Genomic DNA, 18,885 nt, shown 5'->3' with positions numbered 1-18,885 from the left:
GGACCAACGGCAGCACCGCATTTCGTTATTGGAGGCCGGGGTCTAGTCCGGCCTCAAGGCGGCGAGCGCGGCGTCAAAGCCGGGTTCGCCTCGTTTGGGGGCGGAAATGATCCGCCCCCGTTCGATAACAAGCAGCCGGTCGGCGATTTCCGCCTCCCTGCGGATATGCGTCGCGACGAGGAGCGTACGGCTCTCGCCGGCGCGCGCATTGATCCGTGACATGACATCGCGCGCCGTTTTGCCGTCGAGGCCTTCGGTCGGCTCGTCGAGCAGGAAGACCGGCGTGTCGCGCAAAAGCAGGCGGGCAAGCGCCAGGCGGCGCGACTGGCCGCCGGAAAGGCCGATGCCCTGTTCGCCGAGATCGGTATCAAGGCCTTGCGGCAGGGCGCGAACGGTTTCACCGAGTCCGGCCGCATCAAGCGCCGCCATCATGGCGTCGTCATCGGCGGCAGGGGCTGCGATCTTCAGGTTGGCGCGCAGCGAATCCTGAAAAAGCTCCGTGCGCTGGCTGAGGATCGTCGCGTCAAGGGCGGCGACGGTTCCGGCCTGAGGTGCGGCCTCGCCTGCAAAAAGCGCCATGATCGAGGATTTTCCCGCACCGCTGGCGCCGATCAGCGCGACCTTCTCGCCGGTCTTCACGGAAATCGAGAGGTTCGAGACGGCGGCGCGGGCGCGGCCTTCGTAGCGCATGGTCACATTATCGAGCGCGAGCGCATGGCCGGGCTTCGGCGCTTCCGGCCGGAAACGGCTGCCAGGCTCCGCATCAAGGCGCGGCGAAAGGCGGCGCGCGGCCAGAAGCGTGCGGCCGAGTTCCATCGCGCCGCGGCGCAGGCCGGCAAAGGGCTCCAGCGCGGCAAAGGCGATCAGCAGAGCAAGGGCTGCCAGCGGCGCTGTGACCGTGCCTGCGGAAGCAAGCGACGCGCCGGCCAGCAGGACGCCCGACAGGATGAAGGCGGTGACGATGTCGAAGCCGAAACCGGCATTGGTCTCGATCCGGTTCAGCGCCAGATCCGAGGCATGTTCGCGGGCGTCGGCCGCCGCAACGCGGGCGCGCTGGTCCTGAAGACCGCCGGCAAAGGCAAGCTCGCTCTGGCCGGCGACCAGATCAACCGAGCGGGCGCGCAGTGCCTCCTGCGCATGGGCGAGGCGACGCGCCGGTTTTTCGGCAAAGCGCGCGGAAAGTGCCGGAATGGCGAGGCCCGGAATGACGATCGCGGCGCCGACGGCAAAGGCAAGCGGCCAGGACAGCGCGCCGAGCGCGGCGATGGTGACGAGGCCGGCGATGATGGCGACGAAACCCGGCACCAGAACCCTGAGATAAAGCGAATCCAGCGCGTCCACGTCAGCCGTCAGGCGGAACAGCAGGCGGGCGGGGCGCAGCGCAAGCGCCTTCGCGGCGCCCGGTGCGGTAAAGCCCTGAAACAGGCGCACGCGCAGGCCGGCGAGCACCCTGAGCGTCGCGTCATGGGTCTGCAGCCGCTCGAAATAGCGCGCCGCCGTGCGCGACAACGCCAGAAAGCGGATGGCCGCCGACGGGGCGAAGACGTCGAAGGCAAGCGCGGTGGCGGTCGTCAGCCCGGCGATGGCCGCGGCGGTGACGAACCAGCCGGAAACGCCGAGAAGGGCAATGCCGGCAAGCACGGTGGCAGCCGAAAGGGCAGCGCCCGCCATTAGCCCGCCGCGCCGTTCGCGCCAGAAAAGCCGGATGATCGGACCGAGGCTTGTAAACTTGCCGGCTCTCATCGCGCGACCTCCCGAAAATCCTCGTTGAGGCGGATGACGCGGTCCATGCGTTCGGCGAGCAGCGGATCATGGGTGGCGACGATCAGCGTGCGGCCGCTTGAAAGCGTCAGCAGCGCCTCGGCGATATCGCTAGCCGTGCGGTGATCGAGATGGGCGGTCGGCTCATCGGCGATGATCAGCCCGGCGGCACGATTGGCGGCAGCGCGCGCCAGCGTCAGCCGCAAGGCCTCGCCGCCGGAAAGTCCCGCGCCGTTCTCGCCGACCATGGCATTGCCATGAGCCTCGGCCACATGGTCGAGCGAGGCAAGCTTCAGCGCATCGGCCACGGCCTCGCGGGAAATGTCGTCGCGGTGCAGGCGGATATTGCCGGCAATCGAGCCCGCGAAGAGATGCGGGTTCTGGCCGATCCAGGCCATGCGGGTGCGAAGCCGCGCCGCATTGGCATCATCCAGCGTCACGTCGTCGATCAGGATGCGGCCGTGGCGAAGTTCGGCAAGGCCCGCCAGCAGGGCCAGAAGCGTCGACTTGCCGCTGCCGGACGGACCGAGCAGGGCGACATGTTCGCCGGGGGCAACGTGGAGATTGAATCCCTCGAACACCGGATCGCGCGAGCCCTGATGGACAAAGCCGAGATCGCGGAACTCGACGCTGACGGGACGAACCCGATCCGATGCTTTTGCAGGAGCGATGTCTTCCTTCTCGGCGCCGACCATCGACAGGCCATCCTCGGCCAGTTTGTCCAGGGCGGAAAGTGCGGCCTCGCCCGCCGCGCGGTCGTGCCAGACGGACGAGAGCATGCGCAGCGGATCGAAGAAGGCGGGGGCCAGCAACAGGATGAACAGGCCTTCGGACAGCGTCAGCGTGCCGCCCCAGGCGCCGAAGCCGATCTGGCCGAGCAGATGAAAGCCGATATAGGCGGCCGCCATTGCGACGCCGAGCGCGGAGAAGAGTTCCAGCACCGCAGAGGTCATGAAGGCGATGCGCAGCACAGACATGGTGCGACGGCGAAGGTTTTCCGCCCTGAGCGTCAGGCGGCGGGAGACGAGATCGACGGCATCGAAGGCGCGGATCGTCGAGAGCCCGCGCAACCGGTCGAGGAGAAAGGCATTGAGCGTGCCCATGTCGGCGAGGTGCTTTTCGCTCGCCGACTGCGCGCTCCAGCCGATCAGCGCCATGAAGACGGGAATCAGCGGGGCGGCGATCAGGAGGACAAGGCCGGCAATCCAGGAAAACGGAAAGATGACGGCGAGAATGGCAAGCGGCACGACCGTGGCCTTGAACCGGGCCGTCTGGAACCGCGCCAGATAAGGCACGATATGTTCGGCCTGCTCCGCGATCACGCTCGCAGCCTCGCCCGAGGCCACGCGGCTGGTATCGAGCGGCGAACGGCGGCTGAGCGCTGCGAGCGCTGCCTCGCGTTTCTCGCTCAGGATCGCACGAGCGGTCCTGTAGGCAAGACGGCTGCCCGCACGTTCGGCGATCGCCTTCAGAAAACCGAGCGCAAGAACGGCGGCTGCAAGCGGCAGCACGGCCGAAACGCCCTCGCCGCGCGCCATCAGGCCGATGCCATGGGCGAGACAGGCCGCCTGCGGCAGCCACATCAGTTCGGCGAAGGTCTGCAGCCATGCGGCAATCTTCAGCCCGCGCGGCTTGGGCGCACGGGCGCGCCGCTGGCTCTTTTGTGCGGTTGAGGCAGGGCGCACGGCAGCGCGTTCCGCGCGGGGTTGCCCGTGCGGCGCGTCCTTCCGTTCGTCGGCGGCTTTTTCAAAGACAAGCTCGCTCATGCCTCAAACCTTCTCATTCTGATCGCGCCCGGCCTTGCGGCCGAACGATGTCATCTTGTCTGCCGTCTCAATGAGCCGCGTTACCCGCGCGCCCATGCCCAGCAGCATCAGCAGCCTTTCCGTCTCCAGGCCCTTCACATCGTCGTACCAGGACGAGAGCCTTGCGATCAGGTCATGCATTTCGCCCATGCGTTTCTGGGCGTATTCCTCATCCTCGTCGCGCGGCGTGCGCGTGGTGACGTCGGCAAGCAGGGCGAGCGTCGGGTCGACCTCCCGCTTCTTCCGCTCCTCCGCCAGTGTCCGCAGGATGGACCAGACATCCTCCGGCGTCGTGTAGTAGTCGCGCCGGTCGCCCGGCCTGTGCCTCAGGAGAACCAGCCCCCACGACTGCAACTCCTTCAGTCCGGCGGCCACGTTGGACCGCGAAATCTTCAACTCGCTCACCATGTCGTCGGCGCAAAGCGGCTCGCGCGAGGCATAGAGAAGAGCGTAAATCTGTCCCACCGACCGGTTGATGCCCCAACGGCTGCCCATCTCGCCGAAATGGAGAACGAAATCCTGTACGATGGGCGACATTGTCATCGGCTATCCTGATCGGGCTGTATTTTCAGTTTTTTCTGAAAACTCTGTACCGCGATATCTGATATCGTGCAAGGCCATCCCCGCCCGACATCAAATTGCGCAACCGAACCCCCTTCTATTTCAACGGGTTTAGCCGAGAGGGCCCGCGGGCAATTTGATTTATGTCATGCAGAATGAAAAAAGCAGAATGCGCCCACCGGTTGTATCCCGAAAATTCAGGTGTTGCCGAATTAACCGGAATTGAGTCGAAGCGGGGGAGGAGATATGCGCGCCGGTCAGGCGCGCGAGGCGCTGGAGAAACGGCCGAAGAGAAGCGGCACGAGGACAACCAGAACGGCAGGAAAGACCAGCCAGTTCATCAGGCTCCAGCCGTTATCGGTGTTGACGAGGGCGCCGGCGAGGAAGGAGGCGGAGGCCACCGAGCCGAAAACCAGGAAGTCGTTCAGCCCCTGCACCTTGCCGCGTTCTTCCGCCGTATGGCAGTCGGTGATCATCGCGGTGGCGCCGATGAAGCCGAAATTCCAGCCGACGCCGAGCAGGATGAGGGCGGCCCAGAAATGGGTGAGCCCGAGACCGGACAGCGCGATCGCCGCGCAGGCCGCGATCAGGACAAGGCCCGTGGCGGCGATTGTCTCCTTGCCGAATCGGGCGATCAGTCTTCCGGTGAAGAAACTCGGCCCGAACATGGCGAGCACGTGCCACTGGATGCCAAGCGTCGCCTCGCCGACCGTGTGCCCGCAGGCGACCATGGCAAGCGGCGTCGCCGTCATGATGAAGGCCATCAGTGCGTAGGAAATGACGCCGGTGCCGGCGGCAAGGATGAAGCGCGGCGAGCGCGCGATCGCGGACAACGGGCGCCCGCCGGAAAGATTGACGGCGGCGGCCTTGTCGGCGCGCGGCACCTTCAGCTGCGAAACCAGAAACAGGGTCAGAAGGGCGAGGCCGGAAAGGCTGATGAAGCTCGCCACATAAGGCAGGCCCGGCACGGCGTCGCTGGTCCATATCACCACCTGCGGGCCGATGATGGCCGCGGCCAGTCCGCCGATCATCACCCGCGAGATCGCGAGCGCCTTCATGTCGCCGGAGACCGAATCGGCGGCGGCGAAGCGGAAGCTCTGCAGGTAGGCGCCGTAAAGCCCGATCAGGATCGTGCCTATGCAGAAGATGAGGAAGGTGGAGGCGGCAACGCCTGTCGCCGCCACAAGCCCGCCGCAAATGCCGATCAGCGCGCCGAAGATATAGCCGAGCCGGCGGCCGACCCGGCGCATGATGAAGGCGGCCGGAAGCGTGCCCGCGGCAACGCCGAGATTATAGAGGCTGACGGGAACCGTGGCGAAGGCCGGATCGGGCGAAAGAACCTGCCCGACAATGCCGCCGAGCGAGATAACGATGGGTGGCGCGGCCCCGCCGACGGCCTGCGACAGGGTGAGGATGCGGATGTTGCGGCGGGCGGTGTCCGGGCTGTCGGCGGTGTTCATCGGCAGTAAGGGGCTCCGGGGCGTTCGCCCGTGTGATGTGCGGGTGGCTCAGCTCGTCCGGTTGCGGTCTTTCACGCAATAGGCGTCGTAAAGCGTGGTGAGGATCTGCCGCGCGGGTTCGCTCTCTATCCGGTACCAGATCGTCTGCCCCTCGCGCCGACCGGCAATCAGCTTCTCGCGCCGCAGAAGCGCCAGATGCTGGGAAACGGTGGAATCCCGGATGCCGAGAAAATCCGCAAGTTCACCGACGGATCGTTCGCCATCGATGAGCTGGCAGAGAATGAGAAGCCGGTGACGATTGCCCAGCGCCTTCAACAGCTCGCAGGCTTCATCCGCGGATTCGACCATGTTTTCGGATTCAATCTTCATAATTTCGTATATACGATTTTCTCTAGAGAAGTCAAGGTCGAATACCGGGCCGCCGCAATGCGGCCGAAAAAGGTCAATCCGCCCCTGTTACAGTCTAGCGTATGAAGTTGGCAATGGCGAAGCCCTGCTTTTCCAGGCCGTTGCGCACGGCCTGGGCGATCGCGAGCGCCTCGGGCGCGTCGCCGTGGACGCAGATCGAGCCCATCGGCGTTTCGAGCCGCTTGCCGGAAACGGTGACGATCGCGCCTTCGCTGACCATTTCAACAACGCGCCAGGCGGCGGCATCCGGATCGCGGATCACCGCCCCCTTCATGCCCCGCGGCACCAGAATGCCCTCGTCGGTATAGGCGCGGTCGGCGAAGATTTCCGAGACCACGGTCAGTCCCATTTCCTCGGCAATGCGGTGCTGCTGGCCGAGCGCGATGGCAAGGCAGATCAGCGAGGAATCGACCGCCTTGATCGCATTGCAGATGGCGCGGGCGACGGCCTCGTCGTGCTGGGCGAGATTGCCGAGCGCGCCGTGGGGTTTCACATGGGTGATCGGGTGGCCGACATATTGTGAAATCGCCTGCGCGGCGCCGATCTGGTAGGCGACGAGCCGCTCGATCTCGCCGACCGAATAGGGGATCTGCCGGCGCCCGAAGCCCATCAGATCGGGAAAGCCCGGATGCGCCCCGACGGCGACATTGCGCTCGCGCGCCAGCGCGAAGGTCCTGGCCATGATATCGGGATCGCCGGCATGGAAGCCGCAGGCGATGTTGGCGGAGGAGACGACCTTCAGCATCGCCGCGTCGTCGCCCTTCTCCCAGGCGCCGAAGCTTTCCCCCATGTCGCAGTTGATGTCGATCCTCTGGCGGGTCACGGTCTCGCCTCCCTGTGGTTTCAGCGCGTCATCCTGCCAATGTAGGGGCTCCGGGGACGGGCAAACAATGGGTTTTTCATGGTTTGGTTTGCGTTTTTCTCATGCGCTCCATGCGAAAATGCATATCTCCGGCAGTCGGGCCTGTCTTTTACAAGAGACTTCCCGCCTTTTCTTCCGGCCTGAAATTCTCTATTGCCGGATCAGGTCGAGCCCATGGAGTGAGATGATGAAAAGCCTGACGATCCGCCGCCCCGATGATTGGCATCTGCATCTGCGCGACGGCGCGATGATGGAGGGCGTGATCGGCGATACCGCCCGCGACTTCGCCCGCGCCATCATCATGCCCAATCTGGTGCCGCCGGTGGTGACGGCCGCCGATGCCGCCGCCTATCGCGAGCGGATCATTGCGGCGCTGCCGCAAGGCGCGGCCTTCACCCCGTTGATGACGCTCTACCTCACCGAGACGACCGACCCGGACGACGTCGCGCGCGCTTACGAAAGCGGCCTTGTGACCGCCGTCAAACTTTATCCCGCTGGTGCCACAACCAATTCGGCAAGCGGCGTGCGCAATTTCGACAACGCCATGCCGGTGCTGGAGAAAATGGCGGAAGTCGGGCTCAATCTCTGTGTCCATGGCGAGGTCACGAGCGCCGATGTCGATATCTTCGACCGTGAGGCCGTCTTCATCGACACCGTGCTCGATCCGCTGCGCAAGCGCCTGCCGGAGCTGAAGATCACCATGGAACATGTGACGACCAAGGACGGGATCGATTATATCTCGGCGGCGGAGCGCAATCTCGCCGGCTCGATCACCACACACCACCTGATCATCAACCGCAACGACATTCTCGTCGGCGGCATCCGACCGCATTACTACTGCCTGCCCGTGGCAAAGCGCGAGGCGCACCGCAAGGCCCTGGTCGCGGCCGCGACCTCGGGTAATCCCCGCTTCTTCCTCGGGACCGATTCCGCCCCGCATGTGGATCCGGCCAAGGAATGCGGCTGCGGCTGCGCCGGCATCTATACAGCGCCGAACACGATGAGCTGTCTTGCCCATGTGTTCGAGAACGAAGACGCCCTCAACCGCCTCGAGGCCTTCGCTTCCCTCAACGGTCCGGCCTGGTACGGGCTCGCGCCGAACGAGGAGACAGTGACGCTCGTCAAGCGCGACGAACCGGTCGACTATCCCAAAAAGCGGGAAACCGGCGCCGGTCCGGTGACGGTGTTCGACCCGAAATTCCCGCTTTTCTGGGCGGTGGAGCGGTAAGGCGGGTCATTCGGTTTCAGGTTTGCCTGTAACGCCGAAAGGCCGGGCGAACCCGGCCTTCTTGCAAACAAATAAGTTTTGCTGGAGCGCCCTTAATGGGCGTCCTCCATTTCCGGCTCCTGCGTCATTGCGTCGGCCTTCGCCGCCTGGAGTTCCTCGACCGCCTTTTCCGGGTCGGCGGGGAAGGCGGCGTCGGTGATATTGCCTTCCAGAAGGTCGATCGCGTATTTCAGCTGGACATCGTCCTCGGTCTCGCGCGGCACATAAGCGACCGAACCCGAACCCTCGTCGGTTTCCTCGTCGCCCTGGATATGGCCGCGCAGCGCGCTTTCGCCTTCCGGACGGATCACGCCTTCCAGATCTTCCGGCAGCACCTGCTCGACGGTGATGTCGGGACTGATGCCGGTGCCCTGGATCGAGGTGCCGGAGGGCGTGTAGTAAAGCGCGGTCGTCAATCTCAGCGAGCCTTCGACGCCGAGAGGCACGATGGTCTGGACCGAGCCCTTGCCGAAGGTGCGGGTGCCGACCAGCGTCGCCCGTTTCAGATCCTGCAGCGCGCCGGCGACGATTTCCGACGCAGACGCCGAGCCGCCGTTGACGAGCACGATCAGCGGCTTGCCGTTGGTGAGGTCGCCGGGCCCCGCGTCGAAGCGGCGGGTTTCGCTTGAATTGCGGCCGCGGGTGGAAACCACCTCGCCCTCGTCGAGGAAGGTGTCGGCCACGGCAACGGCCTGGTTGAGGAAGCCGCCGGGGTTCAGCCGCAGATCGAGAATATAGCCCTTGAGCTGGTCATCCGGCACTTCGGCGCGGATTTCCTCGATCGCGTCATTCAGGCTCTCGTCCAGCTTCTCGTTCATGAAGGTCGAGATCCGGATATAGCCGATATTGTCGTTTTCGACCCGCCATTTGACCGATTGCACCGGAATGACGCCGCGCACGATGGTCATCTCGATCGGCTTGGCAACGCCATCGCGGATGATGGTGATGTCGATCGGCTCGCCGACCTCGCCGCGCATGCGGTCCACCGCATCGTTGAGCGACATGCCGCGCACGCTTTCGCCGTCGATCTCGACAATGCTGTCGCCGGCAAGGACGCCGGCATTGGACGCCGGTGTGTCATCGATCGGGGCGACGACCTTGACGACCTCGTCTTCCATCGTCACCTCGATGCCGAGGCCGCCGAACTCGCCCTTGGACTGGTCGCGCATCTCCTCGGATTCTTCGGCCGTCATGTAGCTTGAGTGCGGATCGAGCCCGCTCAGCATGCCGTTGATCGCATCCTGGATCATCTTCTCTTCGTCAGGCGGCGAGACATACTGGCTGCGCACGCGCTCGAAAACATCGCCGAACAGCGACATCTCGCGATAGGTGCTGTCGTCACTTGCCGCGCGCGCCGGTATGTCGGCGGAAACCAGAATGCCGGTCGCCGAGGCGCCGATCACAGCGCCTGCCAGCAGAAGCGTTGCCCTACGTATCATTGCGTGCCTTTCCATCATTTTTGTCCGCCCACCAAGGTCCGGAATCGACCGGCTTGCCGTTTTGCCGAAGCTCAATGTAGAGCGTCGGCCTGTCTGTTTCCAGCGCCAGCGTCGCAGCGCTTGCAATGCGTCTGGCGCCCATCTGCGCAAGGGGTTCGCCGGAGAACACGAAATCGCCCTGGCGCACCTTCAAACCCTCCATGCCCGTCATCACCAGATGATAGCCGTCGCCGACATTGAGAATGATCATCTCTCCGTAGCTTCTGAAGCGCCCGGCGTAAACCACCGTTCCGTCCGCCGGCGCCGTCACCAGAGCGCCCGGTCGCGCCGCGACGGTGATGCCGGTCGCCTCATGGCCCGTTCCGTCCGGATCGCCGAAGCGGCGCAGAATATCGCCGGCCACCGGCAAAACCAGCCGGTTCTTCAGGTCAGAAAACGGATATGCGGGCGTAATGCGGTTTTTATCGGGCGAAGATGTGAGCGCGCGGCTGCGCGCCTCTTCCCGCTGTGCTTCGCTCATCTGCCGGCGGCGCTCTTCCTCCTGTCGGGCAAGCAGCGCCGCGTTGCGCGCGGAGGTGATTTCGGTCTCGAGCGAGGTGATCAGGCCGTTGAGGTCGGTGGCGCGCGCGGCAAGCGCCTCGGCCTGGCGTCGCTCCTCGGCGAGCGCCTCGGCGCTTTCTGCGCTCGCCTTCTCGTTTTCGGCAATCAGCATGTCCATGCGCCTGGTTTCCTCGGCCAGGCTGTCGAGGTCGGCGGCAAGCGCGTCGCGCGCGTTCTCGCGTTCCTGCTTGACCGCCTGCAGTGATCTGAGATCGCCAAGCACGCTTTCCATGCGCGCGCGCATCTCGGGCACCACGCCGTCGAGCAGGATAGCGCTGCGGACGGAATCGAGCGCATCGCCGGGAGCGACCAGCAGGGCAGGCGGCGGGTCGCGGCCCATGCGCTGCAGGGCAGCCAGAACATCGGCCAGCACATCGCGCTCCTCGTTCAGAGAGGCCTTGAGGACGGCTTCCTCCCTGGAGAGTTCGGCAATGCGCGCCTCGCTCTCGCCGATCTGTTCCTCCAGCGCGCGCCTGCGGTCCGCCGAGTCCACCAGCGCCTGTTTCAGGCTGGCGGTGTCGCCGGCAAGCTTGTCGATCTCGCTCTGCAGGCCGGCAATCTTTTCTTCAGAAACGGTGATGGAACTGCGGATCGTGTCGAGTTCAATCTCGGTTTCGCTGCGCCTTTCGGAAAGCCTGTCCACGAGCTCGCGGGAATCGGTCTGCGGCGCGGGATCGGTCTGGGCCAGGCTCGTGCCGGGCGCAGACCATGCCGCAACCGCAAGCAGCATCAGGCTGCATGCGGAAAGGAGACGCACGGTATTGTCCCTTGCAAAGCCCATTCGTCCTGACTCTTTCGGTTGGAGCTTGAGCGCAGCCGATATAGAACGCCGACAGGTTAACGAAAGCCGAACATCTTTATAAGACACAAAGTTTTGAAGCAGTCATACCCGATGATAGGGGTGGCCGGCCATGAGCGTCACGGCGCGGTAGAGCTGTTCGGCAAGCAGGATGCGCACGATCTGGTGCGGCCATGTCATGGCGCCGAAATTGATGGTCAGGTCGGCACGCTCGACCAGGGCCGGATCAAGCCCGTCGGCGCCGCCGATGGCGAAGATCATCTCGCGTTTGCCCTGATCGCGAAAACCGGCGATCTTCCCGGAAAAGGCGGGGCTGTCGAAGGACTTGCCGTTTTCGTCCAGCAGCACGAGAATGGTCTCGGGGGAGAGGACCGCTTCCAGCGCCTGCGCCTCCTCGCGCTTGCGGGTCGCGGCATTGCCGGCGCGGCTTTCATTGACTTCGTGGACACGGGTAAAATCGATGCCCTGCGCCTTCCCGGTCTTTTTCAGCCGATCGAGATAGCGGGCAACCAAGTCCTTCTCGGGACCGGATTTCAGCCGCCCGACGGCGAAAATGCCGATCTGCATTGTTTTTTCCTTGGTGCGTCCGGTCGGACGAACAGTACTTCAGGCTAAAGCTTACAGTGCCCGCAAAATCCGTCTGGTTTGAACCAAAGCGGAACTTTCGGGCCAGCACAAGGCCACAAAGATCATGCCCGCGCGCTTTGGCGCGGCAAACGGCAGTCACAGGCGCCTCGATGCCAGGCGCTAGTGCAGCCGTCCCTCGTTCATTTCAGGCGCGGACCACATCTTCTCGATATTGTAGAACTCGCGGACTTCCGGCCGGAACACATGGACGATCACGTCACCGGTGTCGATCAGCACCCAGTCTCCGGCCTCCTGGCCCTCAACCCTGGGCGTGCCAGCACCCGATTGCTTGATGTCCTTGACCAGATGGTCGCAAATCGCCCCGACATGGCGGTTCGAACGTCCGGACACGACCACCATGTGGTCGCCGAGCGCCGATTTTCCCTTGATGTCGATGGTTACGATATCTTCAGCCTTGGAATCCTCAAGACTGGCGAGGACGGTGGACAAAGCCTGATCTGCGGCATGGACGCCGCTTTTCCTGCTCTTCGGTGCAGCATCGTCTGCGGCACCCTTCGCGTGCAATGTTGTCAGGGGTCTTCCTTTCTTCATGGACCGGAACAAGCACGATTGCGACTCGTGGCGCCCACGAGTCTCTATAAAGATAGGAGCCAATGGGGGTATCGCGCAAGGTTCTCGTTGAAAAACGCCCCACCGGCGTCTTCAGGGAATGCGGAAGGCAAGGCACGTGGCGTCGTCGCTGATCTTGTAGCGCGGGAAGCGTTCGCCTTCCGGGTCCTCGATCCGTTCGATTTCGCGCAATCGTGCCAGAAGCGCCGGAAGGCCCTCGTCGAAAGCGGCATCGACCAGTTCCCGAGGGCCGAAAGCGTCGTAATTGTCACAAAGGGCGGCGAAGCCATCCGAACAGAGCAGGCCGCGGGCAGGGGCGGCCAGGCCGGTTTCCTCGCGCACGATCTCGTCTGCCGCTTTTGGCACCAGGCCGAGCGTGAAGATCCGCCCGCCCGGCATGTTGTGTTTCGAGCGGCTTTCGCGCAGGGCCGCGCGAGTCTTCTCGTCGCCGCCGATGTCGTTCTTGCCGCCGAAGCCGCCGGTGCGTGCCAGATGGGCGCGGGCGGCGGCGATTTCCTTCACGCGGTTGCCCTTCAGGGCCGTGGTCTCGAATACCCGCCCGTCCGCTTCGGATTGCAGGAACAGGCGGCAGTCGCCGAGCCCGTAGGAGACAAGCCGGTCGCCTTCGATCCTGAGCATCTGGAAGGCGGCGGCCGGCCACATGTAGCGCGGCAGGTCGCCGGTCCCGGCTGCGGCAAGATAGGTTTTGCGCGCCTCAGCGTTGAGGCTTGAGACGATGTCGGCGACGCTCTCTTCGCTCCCCGCCCTGGAAAAAACCGCGGCCGCGTGGTCGGCAAGCCAGGACGCGTCGCTCGGATGGTCCGTCATCACCTGTCGGTCGGCAATGCCGGTCGCGCCGTCGATGACGAAGGCGCTGTGCCCGTTTGCGCCGGCCCGATCCTCGCTGTGGCCGCCGGGTTTGCCGGGATCGTTGAGACAGGCGACGACCTCAATCCGCGTCATCATGGCCTCGCCTGAGCGCTGTGGAGCTGACATTCGAACGCGGACCGTGGATGAAGGTCCAGGCCGGCGGCGTCATCCGCGCCAGCGCCCGGGCATCGCGCTCGGCAATGCGGGCCTTGTCGAGCGTGCGCGCCGCCTTTGAGGAAAGATAGGTCAGCGTCGAGCCGGGCCGGTCGATCACGGCAAGCGGCACGGTGCGGGCGATCGTGCGCCATTCCTGCCAGCGGTGAAAGTCGCCGAGATTGTCGGCGCCCATGATCCAGACGAAATGGACGCCCGGGTTGCGGCGTACGATATGGCGGATGGTGCGTGCCGTATAGGCGGTGCCGATCCTCTTTTCGAGTGCGCTGACGCGAATGCGCGGGTCGCACGCGAGTTTCTCGCTCAGCGCCAGCCGTTCCTCGAGCGGGGCAAGGCCGTTTCCGCTCTTCAGCGGGTTGCCGGGCGTGACCAGCCACCAGAGCTGGTCGAGGCCGAGACGCTGGATCGCGAGGCTCGCCACCAGGAAATGCCCCTCATGCGGCGGGTTGAAGGAACCGCCGAAAAGGCCGATCGCCATGCCCGGCTCGCAATAGGGCATGGCAAGATAGCGCTGGTCGATCGTCCCCTCGGTCAAACTGTCAGGCCCGCGTCTGTCCCGTGCCGCGCACAAGATATTTGAACGAGGTGAGCTGTTCGACGCCGACCGGTCCGCGCGCATGCATCTTGCCGGTGGCAATGCCGATTTCCGCGCCCATGCCGAATTCGCCGCCATCGGCAAATTGCGTCGAGGCATTGTGCAGCAGGATGGCCGAATCGATCTCGTTGAAGAAACGCGAGACGACCTCGTGGTCCTCGGCAATCACCGCTTCGGTATGGTGCGAGGAGTATTTTTCGATGTGCTCGATCGCGCCGGAAATGCCGTCGACGAGCTTCACCGAAATGATCGCGTCGAGATACTCCGTGGTCCAGTCGTCGTCATTTGCTTCATCGCGGCCGCGGGCATAATCGATCATGTCGTGGTCGACGCGCACCAGGCAGCCCTTCGCCTCCAGCGCCTCGATCAGCGGGGTCGCGAAGGTCTCGGCGGCGGCCCGGTCAATCAGCAGCGTTTCGGCCGCGCCGCAAATGCCGGTGCGGCGCATCTTGGCGTTGACGACGATGTCGCGCGCCATGCCGAGATCGGCGGATTTGTCGACATAGATATGGCAGAGTCCTTCCAGATGGGCAAAGACCGGCACGCGCGCTTCCGATTGCACGCGGGCGACGAGGCTTTTGCCGCCGCGCGGCACGATCACGTCGATATTGCCGGACAGGCCGGACAGCATCTCGCCGACGGCGGCACGATCGGTGGTCGGCACGATCTGGATCGCGTCTTCAGGCAGGCCGGCTTCCGCAAGCCCGGCCTTCAGCGCGCCGTGGATCGCGCGCGCCGAATGGGCGGAATCCGAACCGCCGCGCAGGATCACGGCATTGCCGGCCTTCAGGCAGAGCGCCCCGGCATCCGCTGTCACGTTCGGCCTGCTCTCATAGATGACGCCGATGACGCCGAGCGGCGTGCGCACCCGCGAGATCGTCAACCCGTTCGGCCGGTCCCATTCGGCGATCAGCTTGCCGACCGGATCGTCCAGCGCGGCAATGGCGCGGATGCCCTCGGCCATGGCGGCGATGCGGGCGTCATTGAGTTCAAGCCGGTCGATGAAGGAGCCGGTGATACCGTTCGCGCGGGCTGCGGCGACATCCTTCTCGTTCTCGGCCAGGATCTCCGGCGCGCGCGCCTCGATCTCGCGGGCCATGGCGGCAAGCGCCTGGTTCTTGGTCTCGGTCGGGGCGATCGCCAGCTTGTGGGCGGCGGCGCGCGCGCGCGTTCCAAGCTCCCGCATCACGGCGGCGATATCGTCTTTGTGAACCTGATCAAGCATGGGTCGAACCTTCGTTCTGTTTCTTCTTGCCGACGGCGGCCATCACCAGATCATCGCGGTGGACCATGGCCGCGCGGGCGGGATAGCCGAGAATCGCCTCGATGTTGACGGTCTTCTGGCCGGCGATCATGCGCGCTTCGTCGCTGTCATAGCCTGACAGTCCGCGCGCGACCTCGCCGCCTTTCAAGTTGACGATCGCCACAGTGTCGCCGCGGGAAAAATGGCCGTCAACCGCCGTCACGCCGGCCGGCAGAAGGCTGTTGCCGCGTTTGAGCGCCGCCACCGCGCCATCGTCGATATGGATCGTGCCGGCGGGCAGTAGCTGGCCGGCAATCCATGTCTTGCGGGCATTCACCGGCGTGTGCGAGGCGTGGAACATGGAATGGCGCGCGCCATCCTCGATCGCCTTCAGCGGGTGGTCGATCTTGCCGGAGGCAATCACCATGGCGCAGCCGGCGGCGGTCGCGATCTTGCCGGCCTCGATCTTGGTATGCATGCCGCCGCGCGACAATTCGGAGGCCGCACCGCCCGCCATCGCCTCGATCTCAGGCGTGATCGCCTCGATCTCCGCCAGAAAATGGGCATGGGGATCGAGATGCGGCGGGGCCGTGTAAAGCCCGTCAATGTCGGAGAGCAGCACCAGCAACTCCGCGCCGATCATGGTCGCCACGCGGGCCGCAAGCCGGTCATTGTCGCCGTAACGGATCTCCGAGGTCGCGATCGTGTCGTTCTCGTTGATGATCGGAACGGCGCCCGCTTTCAGAAGCTGCAGGATCGTGGCGCGGGCGTTCAGATAATGCCGCCGCTCCTCGGTGTTTTGCAGCGTCAGCAGGATCTGGCCCGCGAGGATGTCGTGATGGCGCAGGCTCTCGGTCCAGGCGCCGGCAAGGCCGATTTGACCGACGGCGGCAGCCGCCTGCGCCTCCTCCAGCTTCAGCGTGCCGGAATGGCTGTGCAGCACGGTCCGCCCCAGCGCGACCGCGCCGGAGGAGACAACCAGAACCTCGACGCCTGCGGCCTTCAGCGCGGCGATGTCATCGCACAGCCGGTTCAGCCAGTCATGTTTGAGCCCGCGCGCTCGGTCGATGAGCAGCGCCGAGCCGATCTTGATCACGATCCGCCGATAATGCGTCAGCGAACGGTGCATGCCGTTCATTGTCAGGGCTCCCACTTGTCGTGCCGGCCCTTGTCGATGCCCCGTTCGGGCGCGGCAATGCCAAGGCGCGCCTCTTCGGCGCGGATGATTTCGGCAAGCGCCGAAAGCACTTCGGACATGCCTTTCTGGGCAACGGCCGAGATCGCGAAGACCGGCCCGCCGGATGCCTCTTCTAGCGCCATCTTCTTTTCCGCAAGCGTCTCGTCGTCAAGGATGTCGATCTGGGACAATGCGACGAGTTCATGCTTGTCTGCGAGTTCATGGCCATAGGCCTGAAGCTCGTGACGCACCGTGCGATAAACGGCGGCGACATCCTCTTCCTGGGAGGAGACCAGATGCAGCAGCACGCGGGTGCGCTCCACATGGCCGAGGAAGCGATCGCCGATACCGATCCCTTCATGCGCGCCTTCGATCAGGCCGGGAATGTCGGCGAGAATGAACTCGCGCCCATGGATGCTGGCGACGCCGAGATTGGGATGCAGCGTCGTGAACGGATAGTTGGCGATCTTCGGCCGCGCGCGGGTCACGGTCGCCAGAAAGGTCGACTTGCCGGCATTGGGCAGGCCCACGAGCCCGGCATCGGCGATCAGCTTCAGCCTCAGCCAGATCGTCTTTTCCTCGCCCTCAAGGCCAGGGTTGGCCCAGCGCGGGGCCTGGTTGGTCGCGGTCTTGAAATGGGCGTTGCCGAAGCCGCCATTGCCGCCGGAAGCCAGCCGGTAGCGCTCGCCGATCTCGGTCAGGTCGCAGATCAGCGTCTCGCGATCTTCCTCGAAGATCTGCGTGCCGACCGGCACTTTCAGGGTCACGCTCTTGCCGTTGGCGCCGGTGCGGTTGCGGCCCATGCCGTGGCCGCCTGTCTCGCCCTTGAAATGCTGCTGGTAGCGGAAATCGATCAGCGTGTTCAGCCCTTCGACCGCTTCCACCCACACATCGCCGCCGCGTCCGCCGTCGCCGCCGTCCGGGCCGCCGAACTCGATATATTTCTCGCGGTGGAACGAGACAGACCCTGCCCCGCCATCGCCGGAGCGGATATAGACTTTTGCCTCATCGAGAAATTTCATGGTTCGTCGCTTTTGTCTTCATGTGTGGGGTAAAACCGCCCGCATCGTTAGCGTCCGTCGGCGGCAAGGTCAAAGAATATCGTGAAAAACCGTTGCTGCAACATACCGCGCGGCGGCAACGGCACGCAACGCGGCCTTGACCTTTGCCGCGCGTCTGCTTACCCAACCGCCAGCAGGTGACAACTGGAGCGAACCCCATGAATGTCCTTCTGATCGGCTCGGGCGGGCGCGAACACGCGCTGGCCTGGAAAATCTCGCAATCGTCGCGTCTCGGCGTGCTTTATGCCGCCCCTGGCAATCCCGGCATTGCGGCCCACGCCGAATGCGTGAAGCTTGATCCGGCCGATCATGCGGCGGTCATCGCCTTTTGCGGCGAGAAGGAAATCGGCCTCGTCGTCGTCGGCCCCGAAGCGCCGCTGGTGGACGGTCTTGCCGATGCCCTGAGCGAAGCCGGCATCAAGGTCTTCGGCCCGACAAAGGCCGCCGCCCAGCTCGAGGGTTCGAAGGGTTTCACCAAGGACCTCTGCGCCCGATACGATATTCCGACCGGCGCCTATCGCCGCTTCACCGATGAAGAAGAGGCCAAGGCCTATGTCGGCGAAATCGGCGCGCCGATCGTGATCAAGGCCGATGGTCTTGCCGCCGGCAAGGGCGTGACCGTTGCCCGCACGAATGCCGAAGCGCTGGCCGCCATCGACGACTGCTTTTCCGGCACGTTCGGCGCTGCCGGGGCCGAGGTCGTGGTCGAGGAATTTCTGGTCGGCGAGGAGGCGAGCTTCTTCTGCCTCTCCGACGGGAAAAATGCGCTGCCGCTTGCCACCGCGCAGGATCACAAGGCTGTCGGCGACGGCGATACCGGCCCGAATACCGGCGGCATGGGCGCCTATTCGCCAGCCCCCGTCATGGACGAGGCGATGATTGCCCGCACCATGGCGGAAATCATCGAGCCGACGATCCGCGGCATGGCGGAAATGGGCCATCCCTTCAAGGGCGTGCTCTATGCCGGGCTGATGATCACGGAAAAGGGCCCGGAACTGATCGAATACAATGTCCGCTTCGGCGATCCGGAGTGCCAGGTGCTGATGATGCGGCTTCAAAGCGATCTTTTGGACCTTCTGGAAGCCGCCGCAGATGGCACGCTCGACAAGGCTTCCGCCGATTGGAGCGGGGATACCGCGCTCACTGTCGTCATGGCGACAAAGGGCTATCCGGGCTCCTACAAGAAGGGCAGCGAAATCCGCGCCTTGCCCGCCGACGGACCCGAGGCGCGCACCTTCCATGCCGGAACGGCCCTGCGCGACGGAAAGCTCGTGGCAAGCGGCGGACGCGTCCTGAATGTCACGGCGCTCGGCCACAACGTCACCGAGGCCCAGACCCGCGCCTATGCGCTGATTGAGGATATCGATTGGGCTGACGGCTTCTGCCGCCGCGACATCGGCTGGCGGGCAGTGGCGCGCGAGGAGGGCTGAACCGGTTGCCGGTCGCGGGTCTCCCGGCAAACGCGCTTGACTTGTCCCTTCGCTCGGCGCTAAGTGCGCGCGGCCTCGCGACGCCTGCCGCCCGCGCGCCTGCTTTTCCAGGCGAAGGTGAAGTCGTGTGATCCTTTGTGCGTTGTTTTTTTCTGAACGACACTCGAAGCCTATGG

The 18,885-nt window shown here is 64.6% G+C and carries 17 protein-coding genes; 2 read left to right on the top strand and 15 right to left on the bottom strand.

Annotation, left to right across the window (positions count from 1 at the left end):
- Nucleotides 1-42 precede the first annotated feature (42 nt).
- The 6 genes from cydC to JET14_RS18075 all read right to left on the bottom strand — a co-directional run bounded on the left by cydC (nt 43) and on the right by JET14_RS18075 (nt 6,818).
- On the bottom strand, nt 43-1,743 hold the full coding sequence (gene cydC / locus JET14_RS18100) for a thiol reductant ABC exporter subunit CydC (protein WP_200335346.1): 1,701 nt from the start codon (nt 1,741-1,743) through the stop codon (nt 43-45).
- On the bottom strand, nt 1,740-3,527 hold the full coding sequence (gene cydD, locus JET14_RS18095) for a thiol reductant ABC exporter subunit CydD (protein WP_200335345.1): 1,788 nt from the start codon (nt 3,525-3,527) through the stop codon (nt 1,740-1,742). The genes cydC and cydD overlap by 4 nt, the downstream gene beginning before the upstream one ends.
- Before the next feature lie 3 nt (nt 3,528-3,530).
- Nucleotides 3,531-4,109 (bottom strand): GbsR/MarR family transcriptional regulator, encoded by a 579-nt coding sequence (locus JET14_RS18090; RefSeq protein WP_200335344.1) that lies wholly within the window; start codon nt 4,107-4,109, stop codon nt 3,531-3,533.
- A 275-nt stretch (nt 4,110-4,384) separates the two neighbouring features.
- Nucleotides 4,385-5,587 carry an MFS transporter gene (locus JET14_RS18085; RefSeq protein WP_200335343.1) on the bottom strand — a complete coding sequence of 401 codons (1,203 nt, stop codon included), beginning with the start codon at nt 5,585-5,587 and terminating at the stop codon, nt 4,385-4,387.
- A 48-nt stretch (nt 5,588-5,635) separates the two neighbouring features.
- Entirely contained in the window at nt 5,636-5,956 is a 321-nt protein-coding gene (locus tag JET14_RS18080) for an ArsR/SmtB family transcription factor (RefSeq protein ID WP_024709175.1), read from the bottom strand.
- 94 nt (nt 5,957-6,050) lie between these two features.
- Nucleotides 6,051-6,818 (bottom strand): LamB/YcsF family protein, encoded by a 768-nt coding sequence (locus JET14_RS18075; RefSeq protein ID WP_200335342.1) that lies wholly within the window; start codon nt 6,816-6,818, stop codon nt 6,051-6,053.
- 226 nt (nt 6,819-7,044) lie between these two features.
- Between JET14_RS18075 and pyrC the strand changes: the two genes are divergently transcribed.
- A complete protein-coding gene (gene pyrC / locus JET14_RS18070; RefSeq protein ID WP_200335341.1) occupies nt 7,045-8,085 on the top strand; it encodes a dihydroorotase in 1,041 nt (346 codons plus the stop codon).
- Between the two features lie 92 nt (nt 8,086-8,177).
- On the opposite strand, the gene JET14_RS18065 is transcribed toward pyrC, so the two are convergent.
- The 9 genes from JET14_RS18065 to obgE all read right to left on the bottom strand — a co-directional run bounded on the left by JET14_RS18065 (nt 8,178) and on the right by obgE (nt 17,240).
- Nucleotides 8,178-9,563 (bottom strand): S41 family peptidase, encoded by a 1,386-nt coding sequence (locus tag JET14_RS18065; protein WP_200335340.1) that lies wholly within the window; start codon nt 9,561-9,563, stop codon nt 8,178-8,180.
- A complete protein-coding gene (locus JET14_RS18060; protein WP_246750368.1) occupies nt 9,553-10,944 on the bottom strand; it encodes a murein hydrolase activator EnvC family protein in 1,392 nt (463 codons plus the stop codon). The genes JET14_RS18065 and JET14_RS18060 overlap by 11 nt, the downstream gene beginning before the upstream one ends.
- 102 nt (nt 10,945-11,046) lie before the next feature.
- Nucleotides 11,047-11,529 (bottom strand): 23S rRNA (pseudouridine(1915)-N(3))-methyltransferase RlmH, encoded by a 483-nt coding sequence (gene rlmH / locus JET14_RS18055; protein WP_200335338.1) that lies wholly within the window; start codon nt 11,527-11,529, stop codon nt 11,047-11,049.
- Between the two features lie 180 nt (nt 11,530-11,709).
- On the bottom strand, nt 11,710-12,141 hold the full coding sequence (gene rsfS, locus JET14_RS18050) for a ribosome silencing factor (RefSeq protein WP_200335337.1): 432 nt from the start codon (nt 12,139-12,141) through the stop codon (nt 11,710-11,712).
- A gap of 111 nt (nt 12,142-12,252) precedes the next feature.
- Nucleotides 12,253-13,125 carry a hypothetical protein gene (locus JET14_RS18045; RefSeq protein WP_246750367.1) on the bottom strand — a complete coding sequence of 291 codons (873 nt, stop codon included), beginning with the start codon at nt 13,123-13,125 and terminating at the stop codon, nt 12,253-12,255.
- A complete protein-coding gene (locus tag JET14_RS18040; protein WP_200338155.1) occupies nt 13,109-13,702 on the bottom strand; it encodes a nicotinate-nucleotide adenylyltransferase in 594 nt (197 codons plus the stop codon). The genes JET14_RS18045 and JET14_RS18040 overlap by 17 nt, the downstream gene beginning before the upstream one ends.
- Before the next feature lie 40 nt (nt 13,703-13,742).
- Nucleotides 13,743-15,023, bottom strand: a complete 1,281-nt coding sequence (locus tag JET14_RS18035; RefSeq protein ID WP_200335336.1) for a glutamate-5-semialdehyde dehydrogenase — start codon at nt 15,021-15,023, stop codon at nt 13,743-13,745.
- Entirely contained in the window at nt 15,016-16,179 is a 1,164-nt protein-coding gene (proB, locus tag JET14_RS18030) for a glutamate 5-kinase (protein ID WP_200335335.1), read from the bottom strand. The genes JET14_RS18035 and proB overlap by 8 nt, the downstream gene beginning before the upstream one ends.
- A 2-nt stretch (nt 16,180-16,181) precedes the next feature.
- A complete protein-coding gene (gene obgE, locus JET14_RS18025; RefSeq protein ID WP_200335334.1) occupies nt 16,182-17,240 on the bottom strand; it encodes a GTPase ObgE in 1,059 nt (352 codons plus the stop codon).
- A 197-nt stretch (nt 17,241-17,437) separates the two neighbouring features.
- Here obgE and purD point away from each other — a divergent pair, with 197 nt between their 5' ends.
- A complete protein-coding gene (gene purD, locus JET14_RS18020; RefSeq protein WP_200335333.1) occupies nt 17,438-18,709 on the top strand; it encodes a phosphoribosylamine--glycine ligase in 1,272 nt (423 codons plus the stop codon).
- Nucleotides 18,710-18,885: the final 176 nt, after the last annotated feature.

The organism is Martelella lutilitoris (assembly GCF_016598595.1).
Taxonomy (GTDB): domain Bacteria; phylum Pseudomonadota; class Alphaproteobacteria; order Rhizobiales; family Rhizobiaceae; genus Martelella; species Martelella lutilitoris_A.
Note: the sequence above shows the minus strand (reverse complement) of the source record. Positions and strands in the feature narration are given on the sequence as shown.

Excerpts from the sequence above, each read along its gene's own strand:
- cydC (WP_200335346.1), bottom strand. The coding sequence starts at position 1,743 with ATGAGAGCCGGCAAGTTTACAAGCCTCGGTCCGATCATCCGGCTTTTC.
- cydD (WP_200335345.1), bottom strand. The coding sequence starts at position 3,527 with ATGAGCGAGCTTGTCTTTGAAAAAGCCGCCGACGAACGGAAGGACGCG.
- JET14_RS18090 (WP_200335344.1), bottom strand. The coding sequence starts at position 4,109 with ATGACAATGTCGCCCATCGTACAGGATTTCGTTCTCCATTTCGGCGAG.
- JET14_RS18085 (WP_200335343.1), bottom strand. The coding sequence starts at position 5,587 with ATGAACACCGCCGACAGCCCGGACACCGCCCGCCGCAACATCCGCATC.
- JET14_RS18080 (WP_024709175.1), bottom strand. The coding sequence starts at position 5,956 with ATGAAGATTGAATCCGAAAACATGGTCGAATCCGCGGATGAAGCCTGC.
- pyrC (WP_200335341.1), top strand. The coding sequence starts at position 7,045 with ATGAAAAGCCTGACGATCCGCCGCCCCGATGATTGGCATCTGCATCTG.
- JET14_RS18065 (WP_200335340.1), bottom strand. The coding sequence starts at position 9,563 with ATGATACGTAGGGCAACGCTTCTGCTGGCAGGCGCTGTGATCGGCGCC.
- JET14_RS18060 (WP_246750368.1), bottom strand. The coding sequence starts at position 10,944 with ATGGGCTTTGCAAGGGACAATACCGTGCGTCTCCTTTCCGCATGCAGC.
- rlmH (WP_200335338.1), bottom strand. The coding sequence starts at position 11,529 with ATGCAGATCGGCATTTTCGCCGTCGGGCGGCTGAAATCCGGTCCCGAG.
- rsfS (WP_200335337.1), bottom strand. The coding sequence starts at position 12,141 with ATGAAGAAAGGAAGACCCCTGACAACATTGCACGCGAAGGGTGCCGCA.
- JET14_RS18045 (WP_246750367.1), bottom strand. The coding sequence starts at position 13,125 with ATGATGACGCGGATTGAGGTCGTCGCCTGTCTCAACGATCCCGGCAAA.
- JET14_RS18040 (WP_200338155.1), bottom strand. The coding sequence starts at position 13,702 with ATGCCCTATTGCGAGCCGGGCATGGCGATCGGCCTTTTCGGCGGTTCC.
- JET14_RS18035 (WP_200335336.1), bottom strand. The coding sequence starts at position 15,023 with ATGCTTGATCAGGTTCACAAAGACGATATCGCCGCCGTGATGCGGGAG.
- proB (WP_200335335.1), bottom strand. The coding sequence starts at position 16,179 with ATGAACGGCATGCACCGTTCGCTGACGCATTATCGGCGGATCGTGATC.
- obgE (WP_200335334.1), bottom strand. The coding sequence starts at position 17,240 with ATGAAATTTCTCGATGAGGCAAAAGTCTATATCCGCTCCGGCGATGGC.
- purD (WP_200335333.1), top strand. The coding sequence starts at position 17,438 with ATGAATGTCCTTCTGATCGGCTCGGGCGGGCGCGAACACGCGCTGGCC.